General features: G+C 66.7%; 9 protein-coding genes and 1 tRNA gene. 5 read left to right on the top strand and 5 right to left on the bottom strand.

Going from position 1 to position 11,498, the window contains the following annotated elements:
• Window positions 1–62: 62 nt before the first annotated feature.
• From AC07NY_RS21240 to AC07NY_RS21225, 4 genes are all read left to right on the top strand, one after another.
• Window positions 63–1,118 (top strand): sugar phosphate isomerase/epimerase family protein, encoded by a 1,056-nt coding sequence (locus tag AC07NY_RS21240; RefSeq protein WP_494585448.1) that lies wholly within the window; start codon window positions 63–65, stop codon window positions 1,116–1,118.
• Window positions 1,119–1,544: 426 nt separating this feature from the next.
• Window positions 1,545–3,110, top strand: a complete 1,566-nt coding sequence (locus AC07NY_RS21235) for a DUF4153 domain-containing protein (protein ID WP_494585447.1) — start codon at window positions 1,545–1,547, stop codon at window positions 3,108–3,110.
• 10 nt (window positions 3,111–3,120) lie between these two features.
• A complete protein-coding gene (locus AC07NY_RS21230) occupies window positions 3,121–3,825 on the top strand; it encodes a response regulator (protein WP_492286153.1) in 705 nt (234 codons plus the stop codon).
• Window positions 3,822–5,423, top strand: coding sequence for a sensor histidine kinase (locus AC07NY_RS21225; RefSeq protein ID WP_494585446.1), 1,602 nt, complete (start codon window positions 3,822–3,824; stop codon window positions 5,421–5,423). Before AC07NY_RS21230 ends, AC07NY_RS21225 begins: the two co-directional genes overlap by 4 nt.
• 116 nt (window positions 5,424–5,539) lie before the next feature.
• Here AC07NY_RS21225 and AC07NY_RS21220 read toward each other — a convergent pair whose 3' ends face one another.
• Genes AC07NY_RS21220 through AC07NY_RS21205 form a run of 4 tightly spaced genes read right to left on the bottom strand, consistent with a single transcriptional unit; the run spans window position 5,540 to window position 10,531 of the window.
• Window positions 5,540–5,824 (bottom strand): hypothetical protein, encoded by a 285-nt coding sequence (locus AC07NY_RS21220; RefSeq protein ID WP_494585445.1) that lies wholly within the window; start codon window positions 5,822–5,824, stop codon window positions 5,540–5,542.
• A 17-nt stretch (window positions 5,825–5,841) separates the two neighbouring features.
• Complete coding sequence (locus tag AC07NY_RS21215) at window positions 5,842–6,108, bottom strand: hypothetical protein (RefSeq protein WP_492286155.1); 267 nt, start codon at window positions 6,106–6,108, stop codon at window positions 5,842–5,844.
• 60 nt (window positions 6,109–6,168) lie between these two features.
• Window positions 6,169–9,300: an efflux RND transporter permease subunit gene (locus tag AC07NY_RS21210; protein ID WP_494585444.1), complete on the bottom strand. Its 3,132-nt coding sequence runs from the start codon at window positions 9,298–9,300 to the stop codon at window positions 6,169–6,171.
• 4 nt (window positions 9,301–9,304) lie between these two features.
• Window positions 9,305–10,531, bottom strand: a complete 1,227-nt coding sequence (locus AC07NY_RS21205; RefSeq protein ID WP_494585443.1) for an efflux RND transporter periplasmic adaptor subunit — start codon at window positions 10,529–10,531, stop codon at window positions 9,305–9,307.
• 77 nt (window positions 10,532–10,608) lie between these two features.
• Between AC07NY_RS21205 and AC07NY_RS21200 the strand changes: the two genes are divergently transcribed.
• The gene (locus tag AC07NY_RS21200; RefSeq protein WP_494585442.1) at window positions 10,609–11,286 is read left to right on the top strand and encodes a TetR/AcrR family transcriptional regulator; all 678 of its coding nucleotides are present in this window, start codon (window positions 10,609–10,611) and stop codon (window positions 11,284–11,286) included.
• Between the two features lie 95 nt (window positions 11,287–11,381).
• Here AC07NY_RS21200 and AC07NY_RS21195 read toward each other — a convergent pair.
• Window positions 11,382–11,455: transfer RNA gene (locus AC07NY_RS21195), tRNA-Gln, on the bottom strand.
• Between the last annotated feature and the right edge of the window lie 43 nt (window positions 11,456–11,498).

Genomic DNA, 11,498 nt, shown 5'->3' with positions numbered 1-11,498 from the left:
CGCGATCTGGACGCGCGGCCGATCGTCGGGCGAAGCTGCGTCTAACGATGGAGGAACAGCCGATGCCGGCGACGATGCAGGGTCCTGCGATCTTTCTTGCCCAGTTCGCCGGCGACAAGGCGCCGTTCGACAGCTGGGCCGGCATCACGGCCTGGGCTTCAGGTCTCGGCTATCGCGGCGTACAATTGCCCAGTGGCGATCAGCGCTTCTTCGATCTGGAAAAGGCCGCAGCCTCGCAGGACTATTGCGACGAGATCACCGGCGTGGCCCGCGAGAACGGCATAGCGATCACCGAGCTTTCGACGCATCTGCAAGGCCAGCTCGTCGCGGTCCATCCGGCCTATGACGCCGCTTTCGATGTCTTCGCGCCGGCGGAGGTTCACGGCAAGCCGAAGGAGCGGCAAGCCTGGGCCGTCGAGCAGATGAAACTCGCCGCCAAGGCCTCGCGCCGGCTCGGGCTGTCCGGTTCGGTCAGCTTCACCGGCGCGCTGGCCTGGCCCTTCCTCTATCCCTGGCCGCAGCGGCCGGCTGGGCTCGTCGAGGAGGCTTTCGGCGAATTGGCAAGGCGCTGGCGGCCAATCCTCGATGCCTACGAGGAAGAGGGCGTTGATATCGGTTTCGAGATTCATCCCGGCGAGGACGTCTTCGACGGCGCGACCTTCGAGCTCTTCCTCGATCGGCTCGGCGGGCACAGGCGCTGCCGGATCAACTACGATCCCTCGCATTTCCTGCTGCAGCAGCTCGACTATCTCGCCTTCATCGACATCTATCACGAGCGCATCAGCGCCTTCCATGTGAAGGATGCCGAGTTCCGTCCCGATGGCCGGCAGGGCGTTTATTCCGGGCTTTCGCCCTGGATCGGGAGGGCCGGGCGCTTCCGCTCGCTCGGTGACGGGCAGGTCGATTTCAAGGCGATCTTCTCGAAGCTCGCACAGTACGGCTATGACGGCTGGGCCGTGCTCGAATGGGAATGCGCGCTGAAGCATCCGGAGGACGGCGCGCGCGAGGGCGCCCGCTTCATCGCCGACCATATCATCCGGGTGACGGAGACCGCCTTCGACGATTTCGCCGGCGGCGGAGATCCTGGACTGGCGCGGCGGATGCTGGGGCTGGACTAGCGCGCTGTCGGATTTCCGCGGGGCCACCCATTGTCATTCCGGGGCTTCGCGCAGCGAAGAACCCGGAACCCACGACCGGGTGCGACGCCAAAAGCGCGGCATCGAATGTCCTACCCAGTCGTGGGTTCCGGGTTCGCGCCTGCGGCGCGCCCCGGAATGACAAGGCGTCGCGGCCTGCACAGAACCTGCACGAAAATCCTGAGTTTCTGCCGATCTCGGCGATCTCCGCTGCAAACGGCCGGCGCATCGATGGCGCATGGCGGACATCATCGCTCCAGCATCCTTCTCGTCGAGACTGCCGCGCCGGCTCATCCGTGACGGCTGGTGGCTGGAAGCGGCGATGCAGCCCGCCTGTGCCGAAATCCTCGCCTTCCCGATACGGCTCCGGGCCGCAGGCGAAGGCGTCGCCAGCCGAGACGAGCGCCCATGTCAGCCTATGCATCGGAAAGCCCCGCCGCCCTCCATCCCGGCAAGCGACCGCCAGGATCGCTTGCCCTCCAGCTGACGGGCGCCGCCGCGCTCGTCGCTCTCGCCGATTTTCTGTTCTACGACCGCGCGATCGGGCTCTCGCTGGCGCTGTTCCTGCTGGCGCTCGCCGCGGCTTCCGCTTGTCTCAACCGGGTGCGCGCCGGTTCGACACGACGCATGAGCGCCTTCCTGCTGCTCGGGGCCGGACTGCTGCCGATCCTTGAGGATGTCGGCCCGCTTTCGATCCTGATCGCGCTGACGGCGACGGCCATCTTCGCGAGAATGCTGAGCGAGACGAGGGCGCTCTCATGGCAGGAGCATTTGCCAGCCGCGCTGCGTCTTCCCTTGTCCGGCCCTTTCAAGCTGCTCGGCGATCTCGTCCGTGCACGCCGCGCCTCGCTGCGCGGCAAGCAGGGGGACGGCGTCATCGCGCTCGCGCTGGGTTGGGTCATCCCGCTCGGCCTCTGTGGCGTCTTCGCCGCCCTGTTCGCCTCGGCCAATCCGCTGCTGGAACGCTGGCTGAACCGCCTCGATCCCATCGTGATGCTGGAGCAGCTCCTCTCCTGGCGCGCCATGTTCTGGGCCGTGATCCTGTGCCTGATCTGGCCGCTCGTCCGCATGCGCTCATTGCGCCGCAAGCGCCGCGCGGCTGCCGCGAGCGTGGCGCCGATCCGTCCGCAGGAACTGCTCGGCGATCGCACGGTGCGCCGCTCGCTGATCCTGTTCAACGGCCTCTTCGCCATCCAGACGGCGATGGACATCGCCTATCTCTGGGGCGGCGCGGCCCTGCCTGCTGGTATGAGCCACGCGGCCTATGCCCATCGCGGCGCCTATCCGCTGATCGTGACGGCGCTTCTGGCGGCGGCCTTCGTCATCATGGCGGTGCGTCCAGACGGGGCGGCGGCGCGCGACAGGCTGGTCAGGCCGCTGGTTCTCGCCTGGGTCGGGCAGAACGTCATGCTGGTGCTATCGGCCCTGCTGCGGCTCGATCTCTATGTCGCGGCCTATTCGCTGACCTCGCTCAGGCTCGCCGCCTTCGTCTGGATGCTGCTGGTCGCGATCGGGCTCGTGCTGATCCTCGTGCAGATCGTGAGGCGCCGGAGCGTCGGCTGGCTCGTCTCGGCGAATGCTCTGGCGCTGGCGCTGACGCTCTATGGCTACAGCTTCGTCGACACCGCCGTCGTCATCGCCAACTACAATATCCGGCACTCCTTCGAGATGCGCGGTCAAGGCAAGTCGCTCGATGCGAACTATCTGTTCAGCCTCGGCCCGAGCGTGATCCCCGCCATCGATCGCTACGCTCCGCGGATCGCAGCCAAAGGCCATGTCTCGCCCCATTCGTCCTGGGGGCAGTCTTCAGGCTGGGTCCTGGCCCGTCGCTATGGGCTCGCATCGAGCCACCGCCAGTCGCAAGCCGACTGGCGCGCCTGGAGCTTTCGCGGATGGCGGCTGTCGCGATATTTGGCTAACACTCCCGAGGCGCCGTTCCCGGCGAAGCCGGCCGCGCCGGCGGGCAATTCCTGAGGCAGACGGCATGGCGCCCCGCATTCTCGTGGTCGATGACGACAGCCATATCCGGGACGTGATCTGCTTCGCGCTCGAAAAGGCGGGGATGGCCACGACCACGGCGCGCGACGGCGTGCAGGCGCTCGATGCCTTCCGGCGCCAGCCGGCGGAACTGGTCATCCTCGATATCGGCATGCCGGAAATGGACGGGTTGGAGGTCTGCCGGCAGATCAGGCGCTCCTCCGAGGTGCCGATCCTGTTCCTGTCGGCACGCGACGACGAGATCGACCGGGTGCTCGGGCTCGAAATGGGCGGCGACGACTATGTCACCAAGCCTTTCAGCCCGCGCGAGCTGGTCGCCCGCGTCAACGTCATCCTCAAGCGTGTCCGGCAGGGGCAGCGGAGGGAGAGCGAGGCCGAGGCGGTCCTGTCCTGGGGAGCGCTCAACCTCGACACGGGCGCCCATGCCGTCCGCTTCGCCGCGCAGGAGCTGACGCTGACCGCGATCGAGTTTGCGATCCTGCGGGCGCTGATCGCGAGGCCGCGCCAGGTCTTCAGCCGCGAACAGATCCTAGACCACGCCTATGGCGGTGCGATCCATGTCGCCGACCGGACGATCGACAGCCATATCCGCAACATCCGTGCGAAGCTCGCCAAGGCCGGCTGCGACAGCGCGATCGAGACGGTGCATGGCGTCGGCTTCCGGCTGGGGCGTTGCGAGGCTGCGGCGTGAGCGGGCAGGGCGCGGCGCCTGTCCGGGTCAAGGCCAAGTGGCGGCCGAGCCTGAGCCTGATGGTGTTCATGATGCTGACGGCGGTGCTGGCACTGCCCTTCGTCGGCCTGTTCTTCTTCCGCATCTACGAGAACCAGCTCGTGCATCAGGCGGAATCGGAGCTGATCGCCCAGAGTGCGGCCCTGGCCGCGACGATCCAGCAGGATCTGCAGGCCCATTTGCCGGCCGGGACGATGCTGGGAGCGCAGGTTCCCCCTGAGACTGGGCGGTATGGCAACGAAGAGCTTGCGCCGCTGCTGCCGTCGCTGGATCTGGCCCGGGACCGGCTGCTGCCGCGCCGACCCGATGCGCAGGTCGCTGCAGCGCCGGCAAGCGAGGCCTATCGCGCTGCCGGCACGCGGCTCGAACCGCTTCTCGTCGCGACGCAGAACGTCACGCTGGCCGGCTTCCGCCTGCTCGATCCGCAAGGCGTCGTCATCGCCGGGCGCGGCGAGATCGGCCAGTCGCTCGCCCATGTCGAGGAGGTGGTACAGGCGCTGAACGGGCGCTTCGCCGCGATGCTGCGCCTGCGCGTCTCCAAGAACGAGCCGCCGCCGATCTATTCATTGAGCCGCGGCACCGGCGTGCGGGTCTTCACGGCCATGCCGGTCGTGCTCGACGGGCGCGTCGCTGCCGTGCTCTACGCCTCGCGCACGCCGAGCAACGTCTTTCGCCATCTCTACGAGGAGAAGGGCAAGGTTGCGGCGGCAGGGCTCTCCGTCGCGGTGCTAACACTGCTGATCGGGCTCGCCTTCCACCGCACGATCACGCGGCCGGTCAAGGAGCTGATCGCGCGGACGGATGCGATCGGGACGGGCGACCGCAACGCTCTGCGGCCGCTCGAGCATCACGGCACCGCCGAATTCGCGATGCTCTCGCAGAGCTTCCTCGACATGGCCGCTGCTCTCGCCAACCGCTCCGATTTCGTCGCGACCTTCGCGGCCCATGTCTCGCATGAGCTGAAATCGCCGCTGACCTCGATCGAAGGGGCAGCCGAACTGCTGCGCGACGATGTCGACAGCCGTGCAATGACCGATGCCGAGCGCCGACGTTTTCTCGACAACATTGCCGCCGATGCCAAGAGACTGACGGTGATCACCAATCGCCTGCGCGAGCTGGCCCGCGCCGAGGAGCCGCCGACCGGCGGACGAACGAGTGTGGAGCAGGCGATCGAGGCGCTGCGGTCGGTTACCTCAGGGCTTGCGATCGATGCCGCCGGCGATCTGGCAGTCCCGGTCGCGATCTCGCTGGAGAACCTGCGGATCGTGCTGACGCATCTGGCGGATAATGCACTTCAGCACGGAGCTGCCCGCTTGGCGATCGACGTGTCACGGGACAGCGGATCGCTCCGCTTCGACATCCGCGATGACGGGCCAGGGATATCGCCGAACAACCGGGCGCAAGTCTTCGACAGCTTCTTCACGACGCGGCGCGACAGCGGCGGCACCGGCATGGGGCTCGCCATCGTGCAGGCGATGCTGACGGCGCATGGTGGCTCGATCAGGCTGGTCGAGAGCGAGCGAGGCGCGCATTTCGCGGTGATGCTGCCGGTTGCGTAAGGTCTTGTCGGTGATTGCAACGCCTGCCGGTTTCTTTCCGGAAACACATCGTCATCCCGGATCTTCGCTTCGCTCCATCCGGGATGACGGCGTGGTTCTCTAGAAAACCGTGGGTTCTAGGACAGACGCCGGTCGAGCGTCTCAGCGATCCGCTCGACGAGCGCGGCATGATCCGCCAGCAGGTCCTGAAGCGGGCCGATCGGGCGGAAGGCGCGCGAATCCTGCGCTTCCTCGCCTTCGTTCTCCCAGGCCTCGACCGCCTCGTCGGCAGCCGTCAGCCAGGCTTCCATGGATGCGCCATCGAACGGTGCGCCCGCTTCCAGCGCCAGCCGCTCGGCAATCCGTTGGCGGAGCGCATCACGGGCGGTACGGAGCGCGTCGAGTTCGTCGGTATAGCGCATGGAAAGCCGCTGACCGCTCAATGCACGGTGGCGAGGTCGTCGTCGTCCGGGTCGATCAGGCGGTCGAGGCCGAGCTGCTCGACGCCGTCGGTGAACTCGGCGAAGGCGTCGGCATCGGTGGCGAAAGAATCCTGCCAGACGGTCGAGCCGCCGTCTTCGTCGATCAGCTCAAGGGTCCAGCCGTCGGTGCCGCCGATCTTGTAGATCTCCACCCGCACGGTGACGCCGTCATGGGTGAAGGTCTGCGACAGGGGGGAGCGGATGATGTCGGGGAAGTCGGTCATGACTCCATTCTAACAGCTTCGTCGGAAGGGCACAGCCGTCGCCGGCCGCGCCCCCGTCATTCACTCGGCGGCGGTCGCGGGGGCCGGCTCCGGGCGGCGCCAGCGCCGCACGAGGCGCACGACCACGACATAGAGCAGCGGCACGAAGAACACCCCGATCACGGTCGCTGCGATCATGCCGCCCATCACGCCGATGCCGATCGAGTTCTGGCTGCCCGAGCCGGCGCCGGTCGCGACCGCCAGCGGCGTCACGCCCAGTACGAAGGCGAGCGAGGTCATCAGGATCGGGCGCAGGCGCTGGCGTGCCGCTTCCAGCGTCGCCTCGACGAGGCCCTTGCCCTTGGCTTCCTGCTCGATCGCGAACTCGACGATCAGGATCGCGTTCTTGGCCGCGAGGCCGATCGTCGTCAGCAGGCCGACCTTGAAATAGACGTCGTTGGTCTGGCCGAAGAGCGTCGCCGCGAGCAGGGCACCGAAGATGCCGATCGGCACCGAGAGCATGACCGCAAAGGGAATCGCCCAGCTCTCGTAGAGCGCCGCGAGGCAGAGGAACACGACCAGCATCGAGATGGCGTAGAGCGCCACCGCCTGGCTGCCGGAGAGCCGTTCCTGGAAGGACAGGCCCGTCCATTCATGGCCGAACCCGGTCGGCAATTGCGTCATCAGCCGGTCGATTTCCTCCATCGCCGCGCCGGAGCTGATGCCGGCCGCGGCCGCGCCCTGCATCTGGACGGCCGACGCGCCGTTATAGCGCTCCAGCCGTGGTGAGCCGTAGGTCCAGCGCCCTGAGGAGAAGGCCGTGAACGGCACCATCTCGCCGCCCTGGTTGCGGACATACCAGCGCCCGATATCGCCGGGCTGCATGCGGAAGGGCGCATCGGCCTGGACATAGACCGATTTCACCCGGCCGCGGTCGATGAAGTCGTTGACATAGGCCGAGCCCCAGGCAGTCGACAGCGTGTTGTTGATCGCGGCGAGCGGCAGGGTCAGCGCGCTCGCCTTCTCCTGGTCGATCTCCACGGCGTACTGAGGCGTATCCTCCTGCCCATTCGGCCGCGTGCCGGTCAGCTGCTTGCTCTGCGCGGCGAGGCCGAGCAATTGGTTGCGAACCTCCATCAGCCGGGTATGGCCGGCGCCGGCGATGTCCTGCAGGTAGAAATCGAAGCCCGCCGTGTTGCCGAAGCCCTGGATCGCGGGCGGGGCCAGCGCGTAGACCGTGCCGTCCTTGATGCTGCGGAAGGCGCCCATGGCGCGGCCGGCGATGGCCTGCGCCGTCGCCTGCTTGCCCACACGCTCGGCGAAGGGCTTCAGGCGCACGAAGGCGAGGCCGACATTCTGGCCCTGGCCGCCGAAGCCGAAGCCCGCGACGGTCAGCACGCCCTCGACAAGATCCTTCTCGTTATCGAGATAGTGCTTCTGCACCTGATCCAGCACGCGCAGCGTCCGGTCCTGCGTTGCGCCGACGGGCAATTGCACGCTGGTCAGCAGGATGCCCTGGTCCTCGTCGGGCAGGAAGGAGGAGGGCATGCGGGCGAAGAGCCAGGCCATGCCGCCGCCGATCAGCAGGAACACCATCAGGAACCGCATCGGCCGCGCGATCATCGCCGCGACGCCGGAGCGATAGCCGTTGGTCGTGCGCTCGAAATTGCGGTTGAACCAGCCGAAGAAGCCCTTGCGCGGACCGTGGTCGCCGACGGGCTTCAGCAGCGTCGCGCACAGCGCCGGCGTCAGCACCAGCGCGACGACGACGGAGAGCGCCATCGCGGTCACGATCGTCACCGAGAACTGGCGGTAGATCACGCCGACCGAACCGCCGAAGAAGGCCATCGGCACGAACACGGCCGAGAGCACGGTGGCGATGCCGACCAGCGCGCCGGTGATCTCGCCCATCGACTTGATCGTCGCTTCCTTGGGCGAGAGCTTCTCCTCCTGCATCACGCGCTCGACATTCTCGACCACGACGATGGCGTCGTCGACGAGCAGGCCGATGGCGAGCACCATCGCGAACATGGTCAGCGTGTTGATCGAATAGCCGGCGAGCGCCAGCACGCCGAAGGTGCCGAGCAGCACGACCGGCACGGCGAGCATCGGAATGAAGGTCGCGCGCAGGTTCTGCAGGAAGACGTACATCACGATGAAGACGAGGATGATCGCCTCGAACAGCGTGTGCACGACCTTCTCGATCGAGAGCGTCACGAAGGGCGTGGTGTCGTAGGGATAGGTCACCTCGACGCCTTCCGGCAGCGTCTGCTTCAGGCGCTCGATCGTGGCGGTCACCGCCTTGGCGGTGTCGATCGCATTGGCGCCGGTCGCGAGGCTGACGGCGAGGCCGGTCGTCGGCTTGCCGTTGTAGAACGAGACGGTGTCGTAGCTCTTGGCGCCGAGTTCGACGCGGGCAACGTCGTTCAGCCGCACGATCGAGCCTGACGAGCCGCTCTTGAGGATGATGTTCTCGAACTGCTGCACCGTCTGAAGCCGCGAGAGCGCGGTCACGGTGGCGTTGAGCTGCTGGCCTCTGACCTGCGGCAGGCCGCCGAGCTGGCCGGCCGACACTTGCGTGTTCTGGGCCTCGATCGCCGCGGCGATGTCGGCGGGCATCAGCGCGTATTTCCGCAGCTTGTCGGGGTCGAGCCAAATGCGCATGGCGTAGCCGGCGCCGAAGAGCTGGGTCGTGCCGACGCCTTCGACGCGCTTCAACGTGTCGTTCAGCGTCGAGTCGACATAGTCGGCGAGGTCGGTGGTCGACATCCGCCCGTCCTTGGAGACGAAGGCGACGACCATCAGGAAGCCGGTGGACGCCTTTGCGACCGAGATGCCGGTGCTCTGCACCACGGCCGGGAGCTGGCGCGTCACGAGCTGCAGCTTGTTCTGCACCTGCATCTGCGCGACGTCGGGATCGGCCTGGCTGTTGAAGGTCAGCGTGATCTGGGCGTTGCCGGTCGAGGTCGAGGTCGCCGTCATGTATTGCAGGTTGTCGAGGCCAGTCATGCCCTGCTCGATGACCTTGGTCACCGAGTTCTCGACGGTTTGCGCGTCGGCGCCGGGATAGTTGGCGCTGATCTGCACGGTTGTCGGCGCGATCTGCGGATATTGCGAAATCGGCAGGGTGCGCAGGGCCAGAAGCCCCGCCAGCATGATGACGATGGCGACGACCCAGGCGAAGATCGGCCGTTCGATGAAGAAGCGCGACATGGCGTCAGTTCTTCGCCGTGTTGGCGGACGCAGGGAGCTCTGCCCGGCGGTTGGCTGATTTCAGCTCGCCGGTGGCTTCGTCGACGCTGACCTCGTTCGCGGTCACGGTCTGGCCGGGGCGCACCAGCTGCCCGCCTTCGACGATGATGCGCTCGCCATCCTTGACGCCGCTATCGACCAGCCAGTTGTTGCCGATATTGCGGCGGGTGACGAGCACGCGCTCCTCGACCTTGCCGTCGGCCGAGACGAACTTCGCGGTCGCCTCGCCCTTGGTGTTGCGGCCGACCGCACGCTGCGGCAGCAGGAAATTGTTCTCGGCAATGCCTTCCTGGATCACCGCGCGGACGAACATGCCGGGCAGCAGGAGCCGCTCCGGATTGGGGAATTCGGCGCGGACCGTGAAGGTGCCGGTGGTCTCGTCGATATTGGCCTCGGCGAATTCGAGCTTGCCGGATTGCGCATAGGCGTCGCCGGTATCGAGCTTGAGCTTCACCGCGACATTGGGGCCGGTGAACTTCAGACGGCCCGAGGCGATGTCGTTGCGGAATTTCAGCAGGTTGGTGCTCGACTGGGTGACGTCGACATTGATCGGATCGAGCTTCCGGATCGTCGTCAGGATGGCCGCCTGGTTGGCGGTGACGAGCGCGCCCTGCGTCAGCGCCGACTTGTCGATGCGCCCGTCGATCGGCGCCGTGACCTTCGTATAGGCGAGGTTGATGCGCGCCGCCTCGACATTGGCCTTCGCGGCCGCGACATCGGCCTGGGCCTGGCCGAGCGTTGCAGCGGCGTCGTCGGCATCCTGCTTGCTGCCAGCATTGCGCTGGAGCAGCTCGCGGTAGCGGTCGGCCCGCACCTGGGCGTTGGTGACGGCGGCTTCCGCCTTGTGCTGGGCGGCCAGCGCGCTGTCGAGGGCTGCCTGATAGGGCGCCGGATCGATCTCGTAGAGCACGTCGCCGGCCTTGACCTCGCTGCCCTCGCGGTAGAGCCGCGCCTTGATGATGCCGCTGACCTGCGGCCTGATCTCGGCGATCAGGCTCGCCGAAACGCGCCCAGGCAGCTCCGCCGTGATCGCGACCGGCTGCGGATGCAGCGAGACGACGCTGACCTGAAGCTGCGGCTGCGGCGGAGGCGCCGCCGCTTTCTCGGAATTGCAGGCCGCCAAAGCCGCCGCGAGGAGGAGGGCGCCCGGCAAGGCGTAACGGGATGACGACGGGGCGCGCTCGGCCAGCATGCGGGCTCTCTTTTCGGAAACTGATGAGTTTCTTATCTCTTGATTTCTCTGCCTGTCAAATCCAAGAATGCGGCGCGATGACGGACGCGACGATGACAAGCGATAAAAATAGCGAGATCGAAGGGAGGCAGGCCCGTTCACGCGGGCGGCCGAAGACCCGTTCGGACGAGGCCGAACGGCAGCGTATCGTGCGCACGGCCCGTGAGCTGTTCCTCGATGTCGGCTATGGCGGCACGACGATGGATGGTGTGGCGGCGCGCTGCGGCGTCTCCAAGCGCACGCTCTACCAGTTGTTCCCGGCGAAGACGGACCTGTTCCGGGCAATGATGGCCGATCACCGGCGTTCGATGCTGGCCCTGCCGCGCCCCGAAGGCGAGGATCTGCCCCTATTGGAGGCGCTCGCCGCGATCTTCCGCCTCGAGATCGACCAGATCGACAATCACGAGCGTCTGGCATTCATCAGGCTTGTCTTGGCCGATTCGGATCGTTTCAGCGAGATCGGCGAACTGATCGAGCAGGAGGGAGCGGAGCCGGCGCGGCGCCTTCTCGAAGACTGGCTCACCGGTCAGCAGATGAAAGGCGCGCTTCTCGGCTTTCCGGCAGACGCCTTGGCCCGCATGCTGATGGATATGATCTTCTCGGTGCTGATCAAGCGCTTTCCGGGAGACCGGCTGCTGACGGTCGAGGACCGCGCCCGGCACGCAAGACTGTGCCTTGAAGTGTTCTTGCAGGGCGCCGCGACGAAGATTAGGTGACTGGAGCGCACCGGCAGCCGACAGGAGCACGCGGAAACGCATGCCCAAATCTGTTCGCGAATGGCGGGATTTGATTTGGCCGGGCCACCAAGAAGTGGCTGGGGGACTAGGATTCGAACCTAGACAACCAGAGTCAGAGTCTGGGGTCCTACCGTTAGACGATCCCCCAACGACAGGGCGCTTGGTGCGGCGCCGCGTTGGTGAGCCGGGGT

Source organism: Allobosea sp. GW821-FHT09G06 (genome assembly GCF_059416005.1).
Note: the sequence above shows the minus strand (reverse complement) of the source record. Positions and strands in the feature narration are given on the sequence as shown.